Below are 21,923 nucleotides of genomic sequence, written 5' to 3'. Positions count from 1 at the left end.
TCTTTCGTAAGGGTTTGCCATGACCGAGATCGTCATCGCCGCGGCCAAGCGCACCGCCATCGGCGCGTTCCTGGGCCAGTTCAACGGCGTGCCCACGCCGACGCTGGGCGCCGCGGCCATCCGCGCCGCGCTGGAGCAGTCCGGCATCCCCGCCGCCGACGTCTCAGAGGTCATCATGGGCTGCGTGCTGCCGGCCAATCTCGGCCAGGCTCCCGCACGCCAGGCCGCGCGCGCGGCGGGCGTGCCCGACGCCACCGGCGCCACCACCATCAACAAGGTCTGCGGCTCGGGCATGAAGGCGGTGATGCTGGGCCACGACCTGATCAAGGCCGGCTCGGCCAGCATCGTCGTCGCCGGCGGCATGGAGTCGATGAGCAACGCGCCGCACATGCTGCCGAACTCGCGCACCGGCAACCGCTACGGCAACTTCCAGGCGGTCGACCACATGGCCTGGGACGGCCTGACCAATCCCGACGACGGCCAGGCGATGGGCGTGTTCGGCGAGGCCACCGCGGAGAAGTTCGGCTTCAGCCGCCAGGACCAGGACGCGTTCGCGATCGAATCAGTGAACCGTGCGCAGGCGGCGCAGCGCGATGGCGCCTTCGCGGCGGAAATCGTCCCGGTCGCCGTCGCCACCCGCAAGGGCGAGGTGCAGGTCGACAGCGACGAGCAGCCGGGCAAGTCCGACGTGACCAAGATCCCGGCGCTGAAGCCGGCGTTCAAGAAGGACGGTACGGTCACCGCGGCCAGCTCCTCGAGCATTTCCGACGGCGCCGCCGCGCTGGTGCTGCTGGGCGCCGACGAGGCCGCACGTCGCGGGCTCGCGCCGCTGGCGCGGATCGTCGGCCACACCACCTTCTCGCAGGCGCCGGAGTGGTTCACCACCGCACCGGTGGGCGCGATCCGCAAGCTGCTGGACCAGACCGGCTGGAGCCTGGACCAAGTGGATCTGTTCGAGATCAACGAAGCCTTCGCCGTGGTGGCGATGGTGCCGATCAAGGAACTGGGCCTGGACCACGCCAAGGTCAACGTCCATGGCGGTGCCTGCGCGCTCGGCCATCCGATCGGCGCCTCCGGTGCGCGCCTGCTGGTGACATTGCTAAATGCGTTGCGCAGCCGTGGCGGCCGCCGCGGAATCGCGACCCTGTGCATCGGTGGCGGCGAAGCGACAGCGGTCGCCATCGAATTGATTTGATTGAAATTAACCCCTGAAACACAAAAATGAATGCGCGTGCGCTTGACAGCCGACTTTGGCTTGTCATCATGTTGAGGGCGCGCATTCGCGCGTTGCCTAACTAAACGACGAGGATAGACACAATGAGCATCAACAAGCTGCTGATCGCAATGGCCCTGGGCCTGGCCCTGGCCGCGTGCTCGAAGCAGGAGCAGGCCCAGGACGCCGCCGCTTCGGCTAACGAAGCCGCCACCGACGCGCAGGCTGCTGCCGACCAGTCGGCTGCCGCCGGCGCCCCGACCGCCGACGCCGCTCAGGCCGCTGCCGACACCGCCGCGACCGCCGCCAACACCGCTGCCGACGCTTCGGCCGCTGCCGCCGCTGCCCCGACCGATGCCGCTGCCGACAAGGCTGCCGACACCGCCAAGGCTGCGGAAGACACCGCCGACAAGGCGAAGGACGCTGCTCAGGAAGCCAAGAAGTAATCACTTCTTGCTTTTTGCAGTCCTGAAGGAGCCGCTGGTCCGCCAGCGGCTTTTTCTTTGCCTGGCGTTTGCCGAACAGCGCCGCGACGGTCGCCGCCATCGTGCCGTCGCATCGTCCTTGCGATGGGCGGCGCAGGCAGCGCGATGCATGCCTCCCACGGCGACACGGCAATCGCCCGTCGCCACGTCATGTCGCGAGCGCGCCACCCGCAGGATGCCCCGCCATCGCTGCGCACCGCGCTCGCCGCATGCAGTCCTTCGCGCATCGCCGGGACGACGCCGCAGGGACAACCCGTGCGACCTGCGCGGCCCAGACGCGTGCAAGGCGCCCGGATGTGCATCGCCCCCATGCGCCACGCACAGGCGAACGCACCGAGCGCGACGATCCGATCCCACGGATGACGGACGCCCGCTCGCGCACCTGCGCGCTGCAGTCCCAGGCTTTCGCCACCGGCACTCCCTCCCCTCCAGGGCGTTGGCCTTCCTGAACACTGCCCCATTCCACGGCCCCGCCTTGACGCAGGCTGCATGCGCGCCCGCCTAGGCTGCGCCGCGTCACCCACCCGTGGACGGAGAAGCCGCATGAACAAGACCCCGATCGTGGCCCTGCTGGGCGCCCTCGCACTGGCCGGCTGCCAGGGTCCGGAATCGCAGCAGGCGCAGCGCGACGCCAAGGTCGCCGCTGAGCAGACCGGCGAGGCCGCCAAGGAAGCCGCGGGCCAGGTCGCCCAGACCGGTCGCGAGGTGGCCGCCGATGCTCGCGACGCCGCGCACCGTGCCGCCAACTCCGAGGCCGTGCAGGACGCCTCGGCCGCGGCCAAGGAAATGGCGGCCGACGCCAGCGAGGCCACCGCGAATGCCGCGCAGAAGGTCGCCGACAAGGCCCGCGAGAACGCCAACGAAGACCCGCACAACGGCGATCGCGAGCGCCATTGAGTCACTGCCGCTCCCGCCCTGTGCGGGAGCGGCCCTGCGGCGCGGCATGCCGCGCGACGCAGCGGTTCGGCAGGTCTTTTTTTTGTGACGCCGGTCCAAGGCATTTGCGCCGTCACAGTAGACTTTTGCGATGCCGATCCTTCTTCGTGTGCGGGCCAGGACCCGCCTAGCCCTCCTGTTCTCCGCCGCGGTCTTCGTGCTGATCGGCTTCGGTGTCTTCACCGGCGCGCAGCGCGCCATCTCCGACGCCGAGCGCGTCGCCCACACCCACGAAGTCCTGCGCAATATCGACGAGGTGCAAGCCACCTTGCTGATGACCGAGTCTTCGTTGCGCGGCTACGAGCTGACCAACAACCAGGCCTACCTGACGCTCTATTACGACAGTGCCGAGCGCGTGCCGCGGCAACTGGCGCAACTGCGCAAGCTGGTCTCCGACAATCCGGTGCAGGTCGCCAACGTGCGGACGCTGGAGCAACTGGTGAACACGCGCCTGGCGCAGATGCGACAGATGCTCGCGGTGTACCAGCGTGACGGACTGGAAGCGTTGCAGCGGGCGATGGCGCCGAACGTGTACCAGAGTTCCAGCGCAATCCGCGACCAGGTGCAACAGATGATCGACATGGAGCAGCAATTGCTGCAGCGTCGCGACCTGTCCAACCAGCGCAGCGCGGATATGCTGCTGGCGCTGGCCCTGGCCGGCATCCCGTTCGGCCTGGGCAGCGTCGGCGTGGTCTACGCGCTGCTGTTCCGCGAACTGCGCAACCGCAGCAACGCCGAGCAGGCCGCCTCGGTGGCCAACGAGAAGATGGAGGCGAGCATCCGCGAGCTGGAGCGCACCAGTGCGGATCTGAACGCGCTCAGCCGCTACACCGGCCTGCTGCAGAGTTGCGTGGAGCCGGCCGAGGCGCTGACGGTGACCGCACGCCTGCTCGCCGCGCTGATGCCCGACACCGGCGGCAGCGTCTACCTGCTGCGCGCCTCGCGCGACCGCGCCGAGGAGATCGTCAGTTGGGGCGAGCCGCCGGTCGGCAGCGAGCCGGCCGTGGCGCCGCAGGACTGCTGGGCCTTGCGCCGCGACAAGAGCCACTTCGTGCACGCGCAGGGCCACGACTCGGCCTGCGCGCACCTGCGCGAGGATCCGTCCGCCGTCGGCGCCAGCACCGCCTGCATTCCGCTGTCGGCGCAGGGCACGCAACTGGGGTTCGTGTACCTGGCCGGGCGCAGCGCGGGGCCATTGCCGCGCATCGCCATCGCCGAGGCGGCCGCCGAGCAGCTGTCGCTGGCGTTGAGCAACCTGCGCCTGCGCGAGTCGCTGCGCCTGCAGTCGATCCGCGACCCGCTCACCGGCCTGTTCAACCGCCGCTACCTGGAAGAATCGCTCAACCACGAACTTGCCCGCTGCGGGCGCCGGCAGATGCCGCTGTCGCTGCTGATGCTGGACGTGGACCACTTCAAGCAGTTCAACGACCTGCATGGCCACGGTGGCGGCGACAGCCTGCTCGCCGCGGTCGGGCAGATGCTGTCGACACGGTTGCGCGGCGAGGACATCGCCTGCCGCTATGGCGGCGAGGAGTTCACGGTGATTCTGCCGGAGACCGGCCCGGAACAGGCGCAGGCGATCGCCGAACAGATCCGCAGCGCGGCTCAGCAACTGAGCGCCAGCGTGGACGGCAAGGCGCTGCCGGCGGTGACCATGTCGATCGGCGTGGCCAGCTACCCGCGCGATGGCGTGGTCGCCACGACCCTGCTGCGCAAGGCCGACGCGGCGCTGTACCGGGCCAAGCGCTGCGGCCGCAACCAGGTGCAAGCCTACGATTCCACGCTGGACGGCATGGGCTGAACCGCCGGCGGCCACGGCCGGCCCGTCGTTCTGAAGAAAGCGTCACAAAATCGACGCGGTAGAGCGGCGATAGTCGCGCTTCCCCCGACTGGAGACGACAGCCCATGTCCATCTGGAAAGACCAGGGTCCCGCGCGCAAGGATGGCCTGCCGCCCGTTCCCGGCAACGGCGCAGCGCCGCCGGAGCCGCGTCCGCCGGGCGATGCCGCCCCAGGCGAACCGCTCGCCGCGGTCGCGGCCGCCGCACCCGCCGTCCGCGCCCCCGCGCCGGCCCCGGCCGCGAAGGAATCGCTGATCGCCGCCGACATCAGCATCGAAGGCAAGATCGAGGGCACCGGCCATATCCGCATCGCCGGCAAGTTCAAGGGCGACGTCAACGTGCAGGGCGATCTCACCATCGAGACCGGCGCCAAGCTCAGCGGCGGCGTGCGTGCCGACAAGGTCGTCATCGCGGGCGAGCTGGAGGGCAACATCGAATCGGCGTCGCGGGTGGAACTGCTTGCCTCCGGCGCGCTGATCGGCGACGTCAAGGCCGGCTCGCTGACCGTGGCCGCCGGCTCGCGCATGCGCGGCCAGGCCGACTTCGGCTGGGACGACGACAAGCACGCCCGCAAGGGCGGCAAGCCCGCGGAGTCCGACGCCGGCGCATGAGCAGCCCGCGTCCCGGCAGTCCGGGGGCGACCCGGACCTGCCCGCATTGCAAGGCCACCATCCTCGAAAGCGCCAGCGTCTGCCCGGCGTGCAAGCATCATCTGCGCTTCGATTCGGCGGTGCTGCAGCAATCGGCGCCGTCGGCGCTGGTACCGCTGCGGGTGGAGGGCAGCATCCGCCACCCGGCCGACGGCAGCGCCTGGGAATACACCGTGCTGGTCAGCATCCGCAACGGCCGCGGCGAGGAGATCAAGCGCCAACTGGTCGGCGTCGGCGCCATGCTCGACGGCGAGGAGCGCAGCTTCACGCTGTCGGTCGAGGCGACGCCAGTGCGTGGGGGCAAGCGCGGGAGGCACTAGCGCCTGTGGCGTGGGATTGGGGATTCGGGATTCGGGATTCGGGATTCGGGATTCGGGATTCGCAAGAGCCTAGCCCCTCTCCCATCGGGAGAGGGGTTGGGGTGAGGGTACGGCCGCGCGCCGCCGGTGAGGTTGCACTTGCTGCCTGGCTACGCTGGCTGTCGCACCTTCATCCGCCCCTTCGGGGCACCTTCTCCCGGAGGGAGAAGGAAATGCTTTCCGCTTGGCGAGGGCCCGATGGGCCACCACGCCGTACGCCTACGGCAAGGCGCGCGCCAGCAGTTCTTCCACCGGCGCACCCGGCTGCAGCGTGCCGAACGCCAATCCATGCGCACCGGCCAGACGGCTGTGCACGAATGCAGTGGCGGCAGGACTGGCGCTGCGCAGCAGGAGCGCGGCCTGCACGACCAGCGCAAGGCGTTCGGCCAGGTGCCGTGCGCTGAACGCGTCCACCTCGGTGTTGCCGGCCAACGGCGCGCGCAGTGCGTCCAGCGCTGCGTCGTAGACCGGGTCGATGCCGGCCGCCGTCTGCAGTTCCGCCAGCACCGCGGCACCGGTGGCCGGTTCGCGCGCCAGCGCGCGCAGCACGTCCAGGCACTGGATGTTGCCGCTGCCCTCCCAGATCGAATTCAGCGGCGCCTGTCGGTACAGCCGCGGCAGGATCGATTCCTCGACGTAGCCGGCGCCGCCCAGGCATTCCTGCGCCTCGTTGACGAAGGCCGGCGCACGCTTGCACAGCCAGTACTTGCCCAGCGCGGTGGCGATGCGTGCGAATGCAGCCTCGGCGGCATCGGTATCGGCCGCGTCCACCGCGCGCGCCACCCGCAGCGCGAACGCGGTGGCGGCTTCCGATTCCAGGGCCAGATCGGCCAGCACGTTGCGCATCAGCGGTTGCTCGACCAGACGCTTGCCGAAGGCAATGCGATGCCGCGCGTGGTGCAGCGCCTGCGCTAATGCCATGCGCATCTGCGCGGCGGCGGCAAGCATGCAGTCGAGCCGGGTCAGCATCACCATGCCGATGATCCGCGCCACCCCACGCCCTTCCTCGCCGACGCGCTGCGCCCAGGCACCGGCGAACTCCACTTCGCTGGACGCGTTGGACCAGTCGCCCAGCTTGTCCTTCAGCCGCATCAGCCGCAGCGCGTTGAGCCGGCCATCGGGCAGGCGCCGCGGCAGCAGGAAGCAGGTCAGGCCGCCCGGCGCCTGCGCCAGCACCAGGAAGCCGTCGGACATCGGTGCGGAAAAGAACCACTTGTGCCCGACTAGGGTGTACGCGCCGGCGCCGTCCAGCGGCGTGGCGACGGTGGCGTTGCTGCGCACGTCCGAGCCGCCCTGCTTCTCGGTCATGCCCATGCCCAGGGTGATGCCGGCCTTGTCGGCGATCGGCACGTCGCGCGGGTCGTAGTGCGGCGCGGCGGCCTTGTCGGCCCACTCGCGCAAGGCCGGGTCCTGGCGCAATACCGCCACTGCGGCGTGGGTCATGGTCAGCGGGCAACTGGTGCCGGCCTCAGCCTGGTGGTGCAGGTAGCTCAGCGCGGCGCGCGCCACATGCGCGCCCGGCTGCGGGGCGTGCCAGGACAGTCCGGCCACGCCATGGCGCTTGGCCGCGTCCAGCAACTGGTGATAGGCCGGATGGAACTCGACCGTGTCGATGCGGTGGCCGTAGCGATCGTGCGTGCGCAACCGCGGGCGGTCGCGGTTGGCGTCGAAACCGAGCCGATACAGCGTCTCGCCGGCGAGCGCACCGTAGTGCGCCAGCGCCGCGGCGAAGCCGTCGGCCCCCTCGCGTGCGATGGCCTCGCGCAGCACCGCGTCGTCGGTCCACAGATCGCGCGGTTCGAACGGCGGCGGCTGGTTGTCGACCGTATGCGTGGCGTAGGCCGGCAGGTCCGTGTGCATGCATCTCCCTCCCAGAAGCGCTGCACGCATTGTGGCCGATCCGTCGCGCGGCCGCGAACCCGCGTGGCGGATTCTCATCTCCTGCACACCGGCTTGGACACAGTGGCGCCCATGCCGAATGCCGCTTCCCAGGACCTGGTGGTGCTGCGCCCGGAAGGGCTGTACTGCCCCGCTGGCGACTTCCATATCGATCCCTGGCGGCCGGTGCCGCGCGCGGTCATCACCCACGGCCACGGCGACCACGCGCGCTCGGGCATGGGCGAATACCACTGCGCCGCCGCAGGCCTGCCGATCCTGCGCTGGCGGCTGGGCGAGCAGGCCTATCGCGCCTACGACTACGGCACCCGCTTCACGCTCGGCCGCGCGCAAGTGTCGCTGCATCCGGCCGGGCATGTGCTCGGCTCGGCGCAGGTACGCATCGAAGTGGATGGCGAGGTCTGGGTCGCCTCGGGCGACTACAAGCGCCAGCCCGATCCGACCTGCGCGCCGTTCGAGGTGGTGCGCTGCGACACCTTCATCACCGAGGCCACCTTCGCCCTGCCGGTGTACCGGTGGCCGGACACCAGCGCGGTGGCGCGCGAGATCGTCGCCTGGCGGCGCGAGTGCGGTGCGCGCGGCGAGGCCGCGGTGCTGTTCTGCTACGCCCTGGGCAAGGCGCAGCGCGTGCTCGCCGAACTGCAGCCGTGGGACGACCAGCCGGCATTGCTGCACGGTGCGGTGGCGGCCGGCGTGGCGGTGTATCGCGAGGCCGGCGTGGCGATGCTGGAGACGCTGACGGTGTCCGAACTGGACAAGCGCGCCGACTACGCCGGGCAGTTGGTGCTGGCGCCGCCGTCGGCCGCCGGCAGCCCGTGGCTGCGTCGCTTCCGCCACGCGCAGCTCGGCTTCGCCTCGGGCTGGATGCGGTTGCGCGGCAACCGCCGCCGGCGCAACTACGACCGCGGTTTCGTGGTCTCCGACCATGCCGACTGGCCCGACCTGCTGCGCACCATCGACGAGACCGGCGCGCGTCGCGTGATTGCGACGCACGGCAACACCGACGCGATCATCCGCGCGCTCAACGAACGCGGCATCGCCGCCGAAGCGTTCCGCACCGATTACGGTGGCGAGGAATGAAGCGCTTCGCCGCCCTGTACCGGCAACTGGACCAGAGCACCGCGACGCTGGACAAGCGCGCCGCGCTGGTGGCGTATTTCGAGCAGGCGCCGCCCGCCGACGCGGCCTGGGCAATCTGGCTGCTCAGCGGCGGCAAACTGCGGCGTATCGCCAACACCCGCGAATTGCGCGAGTGGATCGCGCAGGAAAGCGGCCTGCCCGGCTGGCTGGTGGACGACAGCTACGACCACGTCGGCGATCTGGCCGAGACCCTGACCCTGCTGCTCGACGATCCGGCGGAAACCCCGGACCCGGCGCCGCTGCGCGACTGGATCGAGGAGCGCCTGCTGCCGGTGGCCGCACAGGACGATGCCGCACGCCGCGCCGCGGTGGTGGCCGGCTGGCGCAGCCTGGCCTTCGACGAGCGCCTGCTGTTCAACAAGTTGCTCACCGGCGCGCTGCGCGTGGGCGTATCGCAGCGGCTGGTGCAGCAGGCGCTGGCGGCGATGTCCGGGATCGACATCGCCCGCATCGCCCAGCGCATGCTCGGCGCCTGGTCGCCGACGCCGCAGGCACTGGAGCAGTTGCTGTCCGAAGAGGTGCTGGCCAGCGACCGCCAGCAGCCCTACCCGTTCTTCCTCGCTTCGCCGCTGGAAGCCGAGGCCGACACGCTTGGCGCCATCGACGACTGGCTGCTGGAATGGAAGTGGGACGGCATCCGCCTGCAACTGATCCGCCGCGACGGCGAGGTGGCGCTGTGGTCGCGCGGCGAGGAACGCCTGGACGGGCGCTTCCCGGAAATCGAAGCCGCCGCGGCGACGCTGCCACGCGATGCGGTGATCGACGGCGAACTGCTGGCGTGGCGCGCGGGCGAGGACGCGCCGCTACCGTTCACCGCCCTGCAGACCCGCATCCAGCGCCGCAAGCCCGGCGCCAAGACCCTGGCCGACACGCCGGCGCGCGTGCTCGCCTACGACCTGCTCGAACTGGACGGCCACGACCTGCGCGAGCAGCCGCTGCAGCAACGGCGCGCGCAACTGCAGGCCTTGCTGGAAGCGCACGCCGACCCGCGGCTGACGCTGTCGCCGCAGGTGCACGCCGCAACGTGGGAGCAGGCGGCGACGCTGCGCGAGGCATCGCGCACGCGCGGCGTGGAAGGCTTGATGCTCAAGCGTGCGACGTCGCCCTACCAGTCCGGCCGCCGCCGTGGCGACTGGTGGAAATGGAAGGTGGCGCCGCTGACCATCGATGCGGTGCTGCTGTACGCGCAGGCCGGCCATGGCCGGCGCAGCACGCTGTACACCGACTACACCTTCGGCCTGTGGGATGGCGAGCAACTGGTGCCGGTGGCCAAAGCGTACTCCGGCCTGGACGACAGCGAGATCCTGGCGCTGGACCGCTGGATCCGTGCGCATACCACCGAGCGTTTCGGACCGGTGCGCGCGGTGACGCCGTATCACGTGTTCGAGCTCGGTTTCGAGGCGGTGAATCGCAGCAGCCGGCACAAGTCCGGGATCGCCGTGCGCTTCCCGCGCATCCTGCGCTGGCGCCACGACAAGCCGTTCGCCGAGGCCGACCGCTTGACCACCCTGCAGGCGCTGGCGCGATGAGCGCAGCGGCGGCGCGCCGGCGCCCGGCCGATGCGCCGCTGTACGCCTGGTTCGCGCAGCAGGGCTGGCAACCGCTGCCGTTCCAGCGCGCGGTGTGGGGACATTACCTGGACGGCGGCTCGGGGCTGCTGCACACGCCCACCGGCAGCGGCAAGACCTTGGCCGCATTCGGCGGCCCGTTGCTGGAGGGCTTGCGTGCGCAGGCCGCGGCGCAGGCGGCCGCCGCCAAAAAGAAGCCCGCCCGTGGCAATGGCGCCAGCGCGACTGCCAAGACCGCCTCGCCGCCGCGCACGCGCCGGCAGGCGCAGCGCGACCTCAAGGTGCTGTGGATCACCCCGTTGCGCGCGCTCGCCGCCGACACCGTGCGCGCGTTGCGCGACCCGGCGCAGGCGCTGGGGCTGGACTGGCAGATCGGCCTGCGCACCGGCGATGCCAGCGCGCGCGACAAGCGCCTGGCACGCAGCGGCAAGCTCGACGTGCTGGTGACCACCCCCGAATCGCTGGCGCTGCTGCTGTCCTATCCGGATACCGCGCCGCAACTGGCGACGCTGCGCTGCGTGATCGTCGACGAGTGGCACGAACTGCTCGGCAACAAGCGCGGCGTGTTGCTGCAGCTGTGCCTGGCGCGGCTGCGCGGCTGGGCGCCGGCGCTGCGCACCTGGGGCCTGTCGGCCACGCTCGGCAACCTGGACGAAGCGCGCGACGTGCTGCTGCCGCACCTGCCGCAGGCGCCGATCGTGGCCGGGGTCAAGCCGCGCACGCTGACCCTGGAGACGCTGGCGCCGGCGGTCGGCGAGCGCTTCCCCTGGGCCGGGCACCTGGGCCTGGCGCAGTTGCCGCGGGTGCTCGAAAAACTCTTCGCGGTGCGCACCAGCCTGCTGTTCACCAACACCCGCGCGCAGGCCGAGCTGTGGCACCAGGCGCTGACCTCGGTATGGCCGGAGGAGGCGCACACGCTGGCGCTGCACCACGGCTCGCTGGATCCCGCACTGCGCAGTGCCGCCGAGCAAGGCCTGCGCGACGGCAGCCTGCGCTGCGTGGTGGCGACCTCGAGCCTGGACCTGGGCGTGGACTTCCCCGCCGTCGACCAGGTGCTGCAGGTCGGCAGCCCCAAGGGCGTGGCGCGACTGCTGCAGCGCGCCGGCCGCGCCAAGCATCGCCCCGGCGAGGCCGGCCACGTGCTGTGCGTGCCCTCGCACGCGCTGGAACTGGTCGAGTACGCCGCGGCGCGCCGCGCCATCGCCCATGGCCGCATCGAATCGCGGCCCTCGCCACGGCTGTCGCTGGACGTGCTGGCCCAGCACTGCATCACCTGCGCGCTGGGCGGCGGCTTCGCGGCCGAGGCGCTGTACGCCGAAGTGCGGAGCACCGCCGCCTTCGCCACGCTGGATGCGCCGACCTGGCAGGCCGTGCTGGAGTTCGTGGTGCAGGGCGGACGCGCGCTGGCGCAGTACCCCGACTACCGCAAGGTGGTGCGGGACGAAGACGGCCTGTACCGCGTGCACGACCGCCGCATCGCCCTGCGCCATCGCCTGTCGATCGGCACCATCACCAGCGACGGCAGCGTCGCGGTGCGCTTCCTGCGCGGCGGCCGGCTCGGCGCGGTAGAGGAGCAGTTCGTCGGCCGCCTGCGCCGCGGCGACCGCTTCCAGTTCGCCGGGCGCCTGCTGGAACTGGTGCGGCTGGAGGACATGACCGCCTACGTGCGCCTGGCCAAGGGCGGCGACGGCAGCGTGCCGAAGTGGATGGGCGGGCGCATGCCGCTGTCCTCGGAACTGGGCCGCGAGGTGGAGGCGGTGTTCGCCGATCCACGTGGCGAGGCCGAACTGCGCGCGCTGGCGCCGCTACTCGGCTTGCAGCGCGCGCTGTCGGCTCTGCCGGCGCCGCAGCGGCTGCTGGCCGAGCGCGTACGCGCCCGCGACGGCCAGCACCTGTTCGTGTATCCGTTCGCCGGTCGCCAGGTGCATGAAGGCCTGGCCGCGCTGCTGGCGCTGCGCTGGGGCCGACGGCAGCGCAATACCTTCAGCTTTGCCGCCAACGACTACGGCTTCGTGCTGTCGCCGGCGGAAGATGCGCCGATCGACGCGGCGCTGCTGCGCGAGCTGTTGAGTCCGGCGCAGTTGTTCGAGGATCTGCGCGAGAGCCTCAACCTGGGCGAACTGGCGCGGCGCCAGTTCCGCGAGATCGCCCGCGTCGCCGGCCTGCTGCCGCCCAGCCTGCCCGGCCGCCTGCCGCGCAGCCTGCGCCAGTTGCAGGCCTCCAGCGGCCTGCTGTACGACGTGCTGAGCCGCTTCGATCCCGAACACCTGCTCCTGGCGCAGGCCGAGCGCGAGGTGCTGCAGGGTCAGATGGAACTGACCCGGCTCGCCGCCACCCTGGACGATTGCGCCGCGCGCGAGCTGGCCCTGCACAACCCGCGCAGCCTCACGCCACTGGCGTTCCCGCTCTGGGCCGAAAGCATCCGCGGCCAGCTCAGCACCGAGGACTGGAAGGCGCGGGTGATGCGCGCGGCGGCGCAACTGGAGCAACGCCATGCGCGCTGAACTGGACTGGCTGCTGGCCGGTGAGCCGATGCGCCTGCTCGGCGACCGCGCGCTGTACTGGCCGGCGCGGCGGCGGCTGTTGATCGCCGACCTGCACCTTGGCAAGGCCGATATCTTTCGCCGCGCCGGCATCGGCCTGCCGCGCGGCGGCACCGCGCTCGACCTGGCGCGGCTGTCGGCCTTGCTGCAGGCGCAGGACGCGGTGGAACTGTGGATCCTCGGCGACGTGCTGCACGGCGCCGCAGCCGATGCCGACTGGCAACGGCAGTGGCATGCGTGGCGCGCGCAGCATCCGCAACTGCGGGTAGCGGCGATCGCCGGCAACCACGACCGCGCCCTGGCCGGCGCCGGGCTGGACATCGCCCTGCTCGGCGCTCAGGTGGAGGACGGCCCGTTCGTGCTGCGCCACGATCCGGTCACGGACGCGCAGCGCCACGTGCTGTGCGGGCACCTGCACCCGCTGGCCAAGCTGCCCGGCATGCGCCCGCGCTGGCCGGCATTCTGGCTGCGCGACGGCATGACCGTGCTGCCGGCGTTCTCGCACTTCACTGCCGGTGTCGCCCCGGTGCTGGCGCCGGGCGAGCGCCTGGTGGCCTGCGTGGAGGGCGCGGCCTTCGCCCTGCCGGTGGCGGCGGCATAGGTCGGGCGCGGTTGCGTCTGGTCGATCGTTGGCAGACACCACAAGGGACACATCAGCTTGTGGGAGGGACGTCAGTCCCGACGCGTCCACCAACAAGGCGTCGGGGCTGAAGCCCCTCCCACAGTGCAATCGCACTGCGCTGCGCGAGTGTGTGGCAACGCTTGCCGCAAGACCCTTCGGTATCGCACCAGGTGGCCCATGACCGCGACCGAAGCAACAGTGCCCTGCCCTGTTGTGGGAGGGACTTCAGTCCCGACGCGACCAACTGATGGACATCGGGGCTGAAGCCCCTCCTACACAGGATTGGCGAGTCGCGGCACGACAGTGTTGCAAGTGCAAACACAGAACAACCGCGGAACCACGGATGCCCTGCCACCTGTCGTAGGAGCGGCTTCAGCCGCGACCGGGCTTGATCAGGAAAGTCCGGTCGCGGCTGAAGCCGCTCCTACGACACCACGGCACCATCGCCGTCGGACCGCGCTCGCTGCGTTGCGCTCTGCACGCGCCGCCGCGACGAAGCACCGAAGCTCGCGTCCCACCGCGCCCGCGATGTCGCCGCCTACGGCAGCGACGCACGACGCGCCATCGCCTCCTGCAATGCCGCGACAAACTCCGGCGCCAGCGGCAGCTTGCCGAACCAGCCGTGCTGGGTGCCGCTGAGCACGCGCAGCATGTGCCCGCGGCCGCCGGGCATGCGCCCGGCCGGACGCATGCCCACGTCACGCAGCCGCGCCGCCAGGTCGCGCTCGGACTGGAACAGCGGGGTCAGCCAGCGGCTCCAGAACTGGTACACGGCCACGTGCGCCTGGCGCTGCGCCTGGTAACGCGCCAGCGCCGCGTCGATGTCCGCGGCGGTGCGCAGGCTCTCGCTCAGCGCCCAGGCATCCATCAGCGCCATGTTGACGCCCTGCCCCAACTGCGGACTCATCGCGTGCGCGGCATCGCCGGCCAGGACCAGGCGGCCGCGGTACCAATGCCGCTGCACCGCGTCGCGGTAGCTGGCCCGCGCCAGTTGCGCCGGCGCATCGATCTGCGCCAGGCGTTCGCGCGCCTGCGGCCACAGCTGCGCGATCTCCTCCAGCCACGGCTGCATGCCGCGCGCCTGCCAACCATCGAAGTCGGCGGTCGGCAGGCTCCAGAAGAAACTCACCCGCGGCTCGGGATCGCCCGGGCGCGTGCCCACCGGCAGCAGGCCGATCATCTTGCGCGCGGCCACGTAGCGCTGGCGCAGCTCGTCGGCGAAGGCCCAGTCGCCGCGCGGCAGCAGGCACCACAACGCGCCCCAGGGATACACCCGATCCAGCCGGGTCGCCTGCACCTGCGCGCGCAACGCCGAGGCCGAGCCGTCGCAGGCGATCACCAGGTCGAACGGCCCATGCCAGCGGCCATGCTGGTCCTGCACCCGGCGCAGCGTGTCATCGATGGCGACGATGTGCGTATCGCGCTGCAAGGTGGCGTAGCCGTCCCAGGCCTGCGCCAGCAGCGCGAACAAGGCGCCGCGCTGCAGGCCCAACCCGAACAGGCGCGCGTCCAGGTCGCGATAGCGCATGTCCATCACCGCGCGCCCGCACGGGGTCTCGCCGTACAGGCGGTGCACCGGCGCACCATAGGCCAAGGCCTGCTCGAGCAGGCCGATCCGCCACAGCACCTGCAGGCCGGTCGGCTGCAGCAGGAAACCGGCACCCACCGGCCCGGGCTGCGCCGCGCGCTCGAACACCTGCACGTGGTGCCCGTCGCGCGCCAGCAGCAGCGCCAGCGTCTGGCCCGCCGTGCCGTAGCCGACGATGCCGATGTGCCGTCCTTGCTTCATTGCGTCCACTGCGTCCGGACGCCGCCACGGCGGCGGCGTCTCCCACAAAAAACCCCGCCGAAGCGGGGTTCAAGGCACAACCGAGTCAACGCGCGCGCTTACTCGACCGGCGTGATATTCGAAGCCTGCGCGCCCTTCGGACCCTGGGTCACGTCGTAGCTGACGCGCTGTCCTTCCTGCAGGCTGCGGAAGCCCTTGGAGTTGATCGCGGAGAAGTGCGCGAACACATCGGCGCTACCGTCTTCCGGAGAAATAAAACCAAATCCCTTGGCGTCGTTGAACCACTTGACGGTACCGTTCGGCATGGTGATGCGAGACCTTTTGCAGTGAATGGGTGGTGGTTGTGCGGCAGCCGCACCGGCGGAGTATGCAAAGCTTGCGCAACGAAGACAATCACCCGCGCGCCAGTTCCCCCACCAGCTCCGGCAGGCCGACCGAGGCCGCCTCCACGTTGGCCAGCACCTCGGCCAGGGTGATCTCCTCGGCGTCGCCGCAGCCGGCCGCCCAGTTCGCCACGATCGCCAGGCAGGCGTAGTCCAGGCCCAGCTCGCGCGCCAGCCCGGCCTCGGGCATGCCGGTCATGCCGACCAGGTCGCAGCCGTCGCGGCGCAGCCGGGCGATCTCGGCGATCGTCTCCAGGCGCGGCCCCTGGGTGGCGGCATAGCAGCCGCCGTCGACCAGGGCGGTGCCGGTGACGCGCGCGGCGGCCAGGATCTTGCTGCGCAGCAGCGGCGAGTACGGATGGCCGAAATCCACGTGCAGCACCTCGCTGCCCGGCTCCTCGCACAGGGTGGAGATGCGCCCCCAGGTGTAGTCGATCAACTGGTCCGGGCAGGCCAGCACGCGCGGGCCGAAGCGTTCGGTGATGCCGCCGACGGTATTGAGCGCCAGCACCCGGGTGGCGCCGATCTGCTGCAGCGCAGCAAGGTTGGCGCGGTAGTTGATCTTGTGCGGCGGCAGCGAATGGCCTTCGCCATGGCGGGCCAGGAAGGCCACGCGGTGGCCGAGCAGCGTGCCGACCCGCACCGGGCCGGAGGGCGCGCCGTAGCGCGTCTGCACCTCGTGGGTCTGCACGTCGTCGAGCTGCGCGAGCTTGTAGACGCCGGTGCCGCCGATGACGGCCAGTGCGATGTTGTCCATGCGGATCCTCGAACAGAAGGGAATGCCTGCGCCGGCGACACGCACCGGCAGCGGGAAATGGCAGCGGAGCGGCGAGGCTGGCTCGCCTGCCACTTACTCCTTCATCGCATAGATCGCCGGCAGGTTGCGCAGGGCTTCGTTGACGTCCATGCCGAAGCCGAACACGTAGCGGTCGGGCACCTCGACACCGATGTAGTCTGCGGTCACCCCGGGCACGCAGCGGTCGTGGCGCTTGACCGTCAGCGCGGCGATGCGCACGTCGGTGGCCCCCTGCTCCAGGCACCACTCGCGCACCGCCTTCAGGGTCAGGCCTTCGTCGAGGATGTCGTCGAGCAGCAGCACGCGGCGGCCGTACAGCGCGGTGGCCGGGCGGTGCTTCCACACCAGTTCGCCGCCGACGGTCTCGCCGCGGTAGCGGGTGGCGTGCAGATAATCCAGTTGCAGGTCCTGGCCGCGGCTGCCCAGTTCCAGCGCCAGCTGGCCGGCGAACGGCAGCGCGCCATGCATGATGGTCAGATAGACCGGGTTTTCGCCGCGATAATCGGCAGCGATGGCGTCGGCCATGTGGGCAATGGCCTGGTCGATGCGCGTGCGATCGACCAGCAGGTCGGCCTGGGCCAGGGCCTGGGCGATGGTGAGAGTGGACATCAGGCGGTTTTTCCGAAGGTGGAGAGCAGATGGGATTGGGTGTGGCCGTAGCGGGCGTCGGCCAGCAGGCCGTCCCAGCCGAGGCCGCCGCGGCCGATCAGGCCGAGCAGCGCGGCAGTGTTGAGCGGGCGGTCGCGCACCGCCTGCAAGGAATCTTCGACCAGTTCCGGGTGGCAGACCAGGACCACGTCGCAGCCGGCGTCCAGGTGCGCGGTGACCCGCGCAGCGACACCGCCGGCGGCGAACGAGGCGGCCATGCCGATGTCGTCGGAGAACACCACGCCGCGGAAGCCCAGGTCCTGGCGCAGGATCTGCTGGATCCAGCGCGGCGAGTAGCCGGCCGGCTCCGGCGCCACCTGCGGATAGACCACGTGCGCCATCATCACCGCATCGGCGCCGGCGGCGATGCCGGCGGCGAACGGCACCAGGTCTTCCTGGCGCAGGGTCTCCAGCGGACGTGGGTCTTCGGCGTTGTCGACGTGGGTGTCCTCCAGCACGGTGCCGTGGCCAGGGAAGTGCTTGAGGGTGGCGCCCATGCCGACGCTGTGCATGCCGCGCACATAGGCTTCGGCGAAGGCGGCGACCACCTGCGGGTCGTCGCTGAAGGCTCGGTCGCCGATGGCGCGGTTGCCGCGGGCCAGGTCCAGCACCGGGGCGAAGCTCAGGTCGACGCCGCTGGCGCGGATCTCGCTGGCCATCAGCCAGGCGTGCTGCTCGGCCATCTGCAGCGCCGCGGCCGTATCGCGCGCATACAGCGCGCCGAAGCCGTGCAGCGGCGGCAGCGCGCTGTAGCCCTCGCGGAAGCGCTGCACGCGGCCGCCCTCCTGGTCCACGCAGATCAGCAGCGGCCGCGGCGCGGCGGCGCGGATCGCCGCGCTCAGCTCGGTCACCTGCGCGCGCGAGGCGAAATTGCGTTTGAACAGGACCACGCCGGCCACCGCATCGTGCTGCAGCCAGTCGCGCTCCTGCGCGGTGAGTTCGGTACCGGCAACGCCGATCGCGAGCATGCGGGGGATTCTCCTGCCGGCGCGGTTCAGGCGCCTGTGGGCCGGCATTGTCGCAGATGCCGGCGTCGGCGGCAGGTTGCGCCGCGCAAGCTGACATGCGGCGGTAACGAACTGCGTGCGCAGCGGTGGCGTGCGCAGCGAGGCGCCGGGCAATCCGGGCCGGGCCGCATGGCCGGTACCACCGCAGGGGATCCTCCTGCCAGCAGTCATGGGCCGGTGCAGTGGTGCGGGATGCGGGAGACGCGCAGGCCACCTGACGTCAGGACCGGCAGGCCCCCCTGCGCACCACCGCGGCCCGCCGTCTTTCGCCGCATATGGCTGCCCAGCACGCGCCCCATGGCGCGGAACTCGATGCGCCGCGCGCGCCTTTCTAGACCTCGCAGCCGTCCGGACCGCACTCGCGGCCCGCCTGGGCGTCGGCCAGCAGGCCGCGCACCGTGGCGGCGAACACCTCCGGCGGCTGCGCGCCCTGCAGCGCCTGGCGGCCATCGATGACGTAGGTGGGCACCGCGCGGATCCCCATCGCCTGCGCCTGCTGCAGTTCCGCCTGCACCTCGTCCAGGCCCTCGTCGCCTTCCAGCAGCGCCTGCACCCGCGCCGCCGACAGCCCGCCCGCGGCGCCGGCCTCGCACAGCGTCTGCACATCGGCCAGGTTGCGGCCCTCGGCGAAGTGCGCGTGGAACAACGCCTCGGCGACCGCATCGACGTCGCCCTCGCGCGCGGCCAGCCACAGCAGCCGGTGCGCCGGCAGCGTGGTCACCCGCACCTGGCCGCGGCCGAAGTCGAACGGCAGGCCTTCGGCGCGTGCGGTGGCCTGGGTCTGCGCCAGGATCTGCTCGGTACGCGCCGCACCGCCGAACTTGGCCGCATAGGCCTCGCGCAGCGGCACCGGCTCGGTGCCGGCGTCCGGATCCAGCAAATACGGATGCCAGTGGATCTCCAGCGCCGGCGCGTCCGCGCCGAGCGACGCGAGACCGTGCTGCAACCGGCGCTTGCCGATCCAGCACCAGGGGCAGACCACGTCGGACCAGATGTCGATGCGCATGAGCGGGGATTCGGGATTGGAGATTCGGGATTGGCGAAAGCATAAGCCCGATTGCCGCGAGAAGCGGGGATTCGGGATTGGGGATTCGCAAAAGCGGGCCGCGTGCGGCGTTTGGCTTTACGCTTTTACCAATCCCGAATCCCCACTCCCCAATCCCTGCCACTCGCAGAATGGGCGGCTTGCCAGCGCCACGTTGTAGTACCGCGGGTCGTCGGTGACTTCGGCGCCGAGCCAGTCCGGCCTGGCGAACGTCTCGTCGGCGCTGTCCAGCTCGATCTCGGCGACCACCAGCCCGGCGTTGTCGCCGAGGAACTCGTCCACTTCCCAGAGGTGGCCCTGGTGCTGCACGAGATGCCGGCGCTTGTCGATCAGCCCGCCCACGCACAGCGCCAGCAGCGCGCGCGCATCGTCCGGCGGAATCGGATACTCGAACTCCTGGCGGGTATGCCCGAGCTCGCGCGACTTCAGGTTGAGAAACGCCTCCTCGCCCTGCACCCGCACCCGCACCGACGCCTTCTGCGCCCCGCTGGCCAGCGCCGCCTGGTCGTTGAGATAGCCCTGCGCCATCGGCATCACCGCATGCGCCGCCGCGCGCCAACCGTCGCCGGTCACCAGGAATTTGCGTTCGATTTCGATGGCCATGGGAATAGGGAATAGGGAAAGGAGAATGGAAAAAGCTTAAACCGCGCGCGCAGCCGCCGTGACGAATCCCTACTCCCGATTCCCCATTCCCGGCTTCTCAAACACCGCAATGCTCTCCACATGCGCGGTATGCGGGAACATGTCCATCGCGCCGGCGGCCTTGAGCACGAAACCCTGGTCGTTGACCAGGTAGCCGGCGTCGCGCGCCAGCGAGCCGGGATGGCAGCTGACGTAGACGATGCGCTGGAACTGCTTCAGCGGCAGTTGCTGCAGCACTTCCAGCGCGCCGGAGCGCGGCGGGTCCAGCAGCAGCTTGTCGAAGCCCTGGCGCATCCACGGCGCCTGGCGCTGGTCCTGGGTCAGGTCGGCGGCGAAGAACTGGGCGTTGTCCAGGCCGTTGCGCTGCGCGTTTTCCCGCGCGCGTGCCACCAGCCCGGCGTCGCCTTCCACGCCGACCACCTCGCGCACGGTGCGCGCCAGCGGCAGGGTGAAGTTGCCCAGGCCGCAGAACAGGTCCAGCACCCGGTCGCCAGGCTGCGCGTCGAGCAGCGCCAGCGCGTGCGCGATCATCTTCTCGTTGAGCGCGGCATTGACCTGGATGAAGTCCAGCGGCCGGAACGCCAGTTCCACGTCCCACTGCGGCAGCCGGAACGACAGCGGCACCTCCTGCGGATACAGCGGGTGCACGCTGTCCACGCCACCGGGCTGCAGGAAGATGGCGAAATCGTGTTCCTGGGCGAAGGCGATCAGCGCGTCCTGGTCGCGCGCGCTCAGCGGCTGCATGTGCCGGAAGGTCAGCGCCACCGCGGCGTCGCCGGCGATGAACTCGATCTGCGGGATGTCGCGCTTGCCGTCCAGGCTTTCGACCAGCTCCGCCAGCGCGCTCACCTTGAAGCCGATCTGCGGGATCACCGTATGGCAGACCGACAGGTCGGCGACGAAGCGCGGGTCCTGCTCGCGGAAGCCGACCAGGGTCTTGTCCTTCTTCTCCACCCGCCGCACCGAGAAACGGCCCTTGCGCCGGTAGCCCCAGGGCGCGCCGGTCAGCGCCGGCAGCACCGCCTGCGGGGTCACGTGGCCGATGCGCTCCAGGTTCTCGGTCAGCACCCGCTGCTTGGCGACGATCTGCTGGTCCTCGGCCAGGTGTTGCAGGACGCAGCCGGCGCAGACCCCGAAATGCGGGCAGCGCGGCGTCACCCGCTGCGGCGAGGCCTGCAGCACCTGCACGGTGCGCGCCTCGTCGAAGTGGCGGTTGCGCGCGGTGGGTTCGGCCAGGACGGTCTCGCCGGGCAGCGCGCCGGCGACGAAGGCGACCTTGTCGCCCTCGCGGCGGGCCACGCCGCGGCCATCGTGGCTGAGGTCGGCGATGTCGGTCTGGAAGGGCGTGCGGTCGAGACGGTTTCTGGATCGGGCCACGTGGCAACAGGCTGCGGGCGGAAAAGGGCGGCCATTGTCGCAGATGGACCGGGCCGGGACCGGCTTGCGATTGCCGCGCCGGCGAGGCAAAGTGGCGCGACGCACGCGCGCCGCCGCGCGGGATGCGACCACGCCGCATGGAGGCTCAGCATGGCATCGACCCAGGACCCGGTAACGCGACTGCTGCTCGTCGAAGACGACCCGATCAGCCGCGCCTTCTTCGACGCGACCCTGCAGGCGTTGCCGGCACACGTGGACCTGGCCGACTCCGTCGCCAGCGCCCTCGCCCGCGCGCAGACGCAGGCGCACGACCTGTGGCTGATCGACGCCAACCTGCCCGACGGCAGCGGCAGCGAGTTGCTGCACGAGTTGCAGCGGCAGCGCCCCGGCACCCTGGGGCTGGCCCATACCGCCGACGCCAGCGCCACGCTTCGCGCCCAGCTGCTCGACGCCGGGTTCGCCGACGTCCTGCTCAAGCCGCTCAGCACCGAGCGACTGCTGCAGTCGGTACGCCGGCTACTGGCGCGCGGCCGCCTCGGCGGTGCACCCGGTACCGCCGAGCCGACCCTGGACTGGGACGAGACCACCGCGCTGGCTGCGCTCAATGGCGAGCGCGCGCACCTGATCGCCCTGCGCGAATTGTTCCTGGCCGAACTGCCCGGCACCCGCGACGCGGTCGCCTCGGCCCTGCAGCTCAGCGACGACCAGGCCGTACGCAGCCACCTGCACCGGCTGCAGGCCAGCTGCGGCTTCGTCGGCGCCGCCCGCCTGGCGCGCGCCGTGCGCCAGTTGCACGGCGACCCGACCTCCTCGCAGGCCCGCCACCAGTTCAGCGAGGCGGTGGCGGCGTTGTTGCACTGAGAGCCGGGATTGGGGATTGGGGATGGCGTTCGATCTTCTGCGCGAGGCGGCGTCGGCCGCGACCGGCGCGTCGGACGCTGCCTTGCGATCCTGGCCTGGGCCACTCTCGTCCCCCACCTCCCG

The 21,923-nt window shown here is 71.0% G+C and carries 20 protein-coding genes; 11 read left to right on the top strand and 9 right to left on the bottom strand.

Annotated features, from left to right (window positions below):
- Window positions 1-19: 19 nt before the first annotated feature.
- The 6 genes from Q7W82_RS09195 to Q7W82_RS09170 all read left to right on the top strand — a co-directional run bounded on the left by Q7W82_RS09195 (window position 20) and on the right by Q7W82_RS09170 (window position 5,444).
- Entirely contained in the window at window positions 20-1,195 is a 1,176-nt protein-coding gene (locus Q7W82_RS09195; protein ID WP_242156573.1) for a thiolase family protein, read from the top strand.
- A gap of 122 nt (window positions 1,196-1,317) precedes the next feature.
- Entirely contained in the window at window positions 1,318-1,659 is a 342-nt protein-coding gene (locus tag Q7W82_RS09190; RefSeq protein ID WP_048490955.1) for a hypothetical protein, read from the top strand.
- 582 nt (window positions 1,660-2,241) lie between these two features.
- Window positions 2,242-2,595, top strand: coding sequence for a hypothetical protein (locus tag Q7W82_RS09185; protein ID WP_160948353.1), 354 nt, complete (start codon window positions 2,242-2,244; stop codon window positions 2,593-2,595).
- Window positions 2,596-2,725: 130 nt separating this feature from the next.
- On the top strand, window positions 2,726-4,435 hold the full coding sequence (locus Q7W82_RS09180) for a diguanylate cyclase (protein WP_242156572.1): 1,710 nt from the start codon (window positions 2,726-2,728) through the stop codon (window positions 4,433-4,435).
- A 104-nt stretch (window positions 4,436-4,539) separates the two neighbouring features.
- Window positions 4,540-5,085, top strand: coding sequence for a polymer-forming cytoskeletal protein (locus Q7W82_RS09175; protein WP_242156571.1), 546 nt, complete (start codon window positions 4,540-4,542; stop codon window positions 5,083-5,085).
- On the top strand, window positions 5,082-5,444 hold the full coding sequence (locus Q7W82_RS09170; RefSeq protein WP_152181262.1) for a hypothetical protein: 363 nt from the start codon (window positions 5,082-5,084) through the stop codon (window positions 5,442-5,444). Before Q7W82_RS09175 ends, Q7W82_RS09170 begins: the two co-directional genes overlap by 4 nt.
- Before the next feature lie 258 nt (window positions 5,445-5,702).
- Here the strand turns inward: Q7W82_RS09170 and Q7W82_RS09165 are convergent, their stop codons facing one another.
- Entirely contained in the window at window positions 5,703-7,343 is a 1,641-nt protein-coding gene (locus tag Q7W82_RS09165; RefSeq protein ID WP_242156570.1) for an acyl-CoA dehydrogenase family protein, read from the bottom strand.
- Between the two features lie 111 nt (window positions 7,344-7,454).
- On the opposite strand from Q7W82_RS09165, the gene Q7W82_RS09160 reads away from it, so the two are divergent.
- The 4 genes from Q7W82_RS09160 to pdeM are packed head-to-tail and all read left to right on the top strand — an operon-like array spanning window position 7,455 to window position 13,231.
- Window positions 7,455-8,459, top strand: a complete 1,005-nt coding sequence (locus tag Q7W82_RS09160; protein ID WP_242156568.1) for a ligase-associated DNA damage response exonuclease — start codon at window positions 7,455-7,457, stop codon at window positions 8,457-8,459.
- Window positions 8,456-10,048 (top strand): ATP-dependent DNA ligase, encoded by a 1,593-nt coding sequence (locus Q7W82_RS09155; protein WP_242156566.1) that lies wholly within the window; start codon window positions 8,456-8,458, stop codon window positions 10,046-10,048. Before Q7W82_RS09160 ends, Q7W82_RS09155 begins: the two co-directional genes overlap by 4 nt.
- Complete coding sequence (locus Q7W82_RS09150; protein ID WP_242156564.1) at window positions 10,045-12,591, top strand: ligase-associated DNA damage response DEXH box helicase; 2,547 nt, start codon at window positions 10,045-10,047, stop codon at window positions 12,589-12,591. Before Q7W82_RS09155 ends, Q7W82_RS09150 begins: the two co-directional genes overlap by 4 nt.
- Window positions 12,581-13,231, top strand: a complete 651-nt coding sequence (gene pdeM / locus Q7W82_RS09145; protein ID WP_242156562.1) for a ligase-associated DNA damage response endonuclease PdeM — start codon at window positions 12,581-12,583, stop codon at window positions 13,229-13,231. Before Q7W82_RS09150 ends, pdeM begins: the two co-directional genes overlap by 11 nt.
- Window positions 13,232-13,790: 559 nt before the next feature.
- Here the strand turns inward: pdeM and Q7W82_RS09140 are convergent.
- The 8 genes from Q7W82_RS09140 to rlmD all read right to left on the bottom strand — a co-directional run bounded on the left by Q7W82_RS09140 (window position 13,791) and on the right by rlmD (window position 20,939).
- Window positions 13,791-15,041 (bottom strand): NAD(P)/FAD-dependent oxidoreductase, encoded by a 1,251-nt coding sequence (locus tag Q7W82_RS09140; RefSeq protein ID WP_242156560.1) that lies wholly within the window; start codon window positions 15,039-15,041, stop codon window positions 13,791-13,793.
- Between the two features lie 98 nt (window positions 15,042-15,139).
- Window positions 15,140-15,346: a cold-shock protein gene (locus Q7W82_RS09135; RefSeq protein WP_003488188.1), complete on the bottom strand. Its 207-nt coding sequence runs from the start codon at window positions 15,344-15,346 to the stop codon at window positions 15,140-15,142.
- Between the two features lie 88 nt (window positions 15,347-15,434).
- On the bottom strand, window positions 15,435-16,187 hold the full coding sequence (locus Q7W82_RS09130; RefSeq protein ID WP_184502614.1) for an S-methyl-5'-thioinosine phosphorylase: 753 nt from the start codon (window positions 16,185-16,187) through the stop codon (window positions 15,435-15,437).
- Window positions 16,188-16,274: 87 nt separating this feature from the next.
- The gene (locus Q7W82_RS09125; protein ID WP_242156558.1) at window positions 16,275-16,829 is read right to left on the bottom strand and encodes a hypoxanthine-guanine phosphoribosyltransferase; all 555 of its coding nucleotides are present in this window, start codon (window positions 16,827-16,829) and stop codon (window positions 16,275-16,277) included.
- A complete protein-coding gene (gene nagZ / locus Q7W82_RS09120) occupies window positions 16,829-17,836 on the bottom strand; it encodes a beta-N-acetylhexosaminidase (protein WP_242156556.1) in 1,008 nt (335 codons plus the stop codon). The genes Q7W82_RS09125 and nagZ overlap by 1 nt, the downstream gene beginning before the upstream one ends.
- A 370-nt stretch (window positions 17,837-18,206) precedes the next feature.
- Window positions 18,207-18,881, bottom strand: a complete 675-nt coding sequence (locus Q7W82_RS09115) for a DsbA family oxidoreductase (protein WP_242156554.1) — start codon at window positions 18,879-18,881, stop codon at window positions 18,207-18,209.
- A gap of 117 nt (window positions 18,882-18,998) precedes the next feature.
- A complete protein-coding gene (locus Q7W82_RS09110) occupies window positions 18,999-19,523 on the bottom strand; it encodes a CYTH domain-containing protein (protein WP_242156552.1) in 525 nt (174 codons plus the stop codon).
- 69 nt (window positions 19,524-19,592) lie between these two features.
- Entirely contained in the window at window positions 19,593-20,939 is a 1,347-nt protein-coding gene (gene rlmD / locus Q7W82_RS09105) for a 23S rRNA (uracil(1939)-C(5))-methyltransferase RlmD (protein WP_242156550.1), read from the bottom strand.
- A 150-nt stretch (window positions 20,940-21,089) separates the two neighbouring features.
- Here rlmD and Q7W82_RS09100 point away from each other — a divergent pair, with 150 nt between their 5' ends.
- Window positions 21,090-21,800, top strand: a complete 711-nt coding sequence (locus Q7W82_RS09100; protein ID WP_242156549.1) for a response regulator — start codon at window positions 21,090-21,092, stop codon at window positions 21,798-21,800.
- Window positions 21,801-21,923 lie beyond the last annotated feature (123 nt).

Origin of the sequence: Xanthomonas indica (assembly GCF_040529045.1) — a bacterium.
Taxonomy (GTDB): domain Bacteria; phylum Pseudomonadota; class Gammaproteobacteria; order Xanthomonadales; family Xanthomonadaceae; genus Xanthomonas_A; species Xanthomonas_A indica.
The sequence above is the reverse complement of the archived record's forward strand: the minus strand, read 5'-3'. Positions and strand labels throughout refer to the sequence as shown.

Coding starts and splice junctions, on each gene's coding strand:
- Q7W82_RS09195 (WP_242156573.1), top strand. CDS start 20: ATGACCGAGATCGTCATCGCCGCGGCCAAGCGCACCGCCATCGGCGCG.
- Q7W82_RS09190 (WP_048490955.1), top strand. CDS start 1,318: ATGAGCATCAACAAGCTGCTGATCGCAATGGCCCTGGGCCTGGCCCTG.
- Q7W82_RS09185 (WP_160948353.1), top strand. CDS start 2,242: ATGAACAAGACCCCGATCGTGGCCCTGCTGGGCGCCCTCGCACTGGCC.
- Q7W82_RS09180 (WP_242156572.1), top strand. CDS start 2,726: ATGCCGATCCTTCTTCGTGTGCGGGCCAGGACCCGCCTAGCCCTCCTG.
- Q7W82_RS09175 (WP_242156571.1), top strand. CDS start 4,540: ATGTCCATCTGGAAAGACCAGGGTCCCGCGCGCAAGGATGGCCTGCCG.
- Q7W82_RS09170 (WP_152181262.1), top strand. CDS start 5,082: ATGAGCAGCCCGCGTCCCGGCAGTCCGGGGGCGACCCGGACCTGCCCG.
- Q7W82_RS09165 (WP_242156570.1), bottom strand. CDS start 7,343: ATGCACACGGACCTGCCGGCCTACGCCACGCATACGGTCGACAACCAG.
- Q7W82_RS09160 (WP_242156568.1), top strand. CDS start 7,455: ATGCCGAATGCCGCTTCCCAGGACCTGGTGGTGCTGCGCCCGGAAGGG.
- Q7W82_RS09155 (WP_242156566.1), top strand. CDS start 8,456: ATGAAGCGCTTCGCCGCCCTGTACCGGCAACTGGACCAGAGCACCGCG.
- Q7W82_RS09150 (WP_242156564.1), top strand. CDS start 10,045: ATGAGCGCAGCGGCGGCGCGCCGGCGCCCGGCCGATGCGCCGCTGTAC.
- pdeM (WP_242156562.1), top strand. CDS start 12,581: ATGCGCGCTGAACTGGACTGGCTGCTGGCCGGTGAGCCGATGCGCCTG.
- Q7W82_RS09140 (WP_242156560.1), bottom strand. CDS start 15,041: ATGAAGCAAGGACGGCACATCGGCATCGTCGGCTACGGCACGGCGGGC.
- Q7W82_RS09135 (WP_003488188.1), bottom strand. CDS start 15,346: ATGCCGAACGGTACCGTCAAGTGGTTCAACGACGCCAAGGGATTTGGT.
- Q7W82_RS09125 (WP_242156558.1), bottom strand. CDS start 16,829: ATGTCCACTCTCACCATCGCCCAGGCCCTGGCCCAGGCCGACCTGCTG.
- nagZ (WP_242156556.1), bottom strand. CDS start 17,836: ATGCTCGCGATCGGCGTTGCCGGTACCGAACTCACCGCGCAGGAGCGC.
- Q7W82_RS09115 (WP_242156554.1), bottom strand. CDS start 18,881: ATGCGCATCGACATCTGGTCCGACGTGGTCTGCCCCTGGTGCTGGATC.
- Q7W82_RS09110 (WP_242156552.1), bottom strand. CDS start 19,523: ATGGCCATCGAAATCGAACGCAAATTCCTGGTGACCGGCGACGGTTGG.
- Q7W82_RS09100 (WP_242156549.1), top strand. CDS start 21,090: ATGGCATCGACCCAGGACCCGGTAACGCGACTGCTGCTCGTCGAAGAC.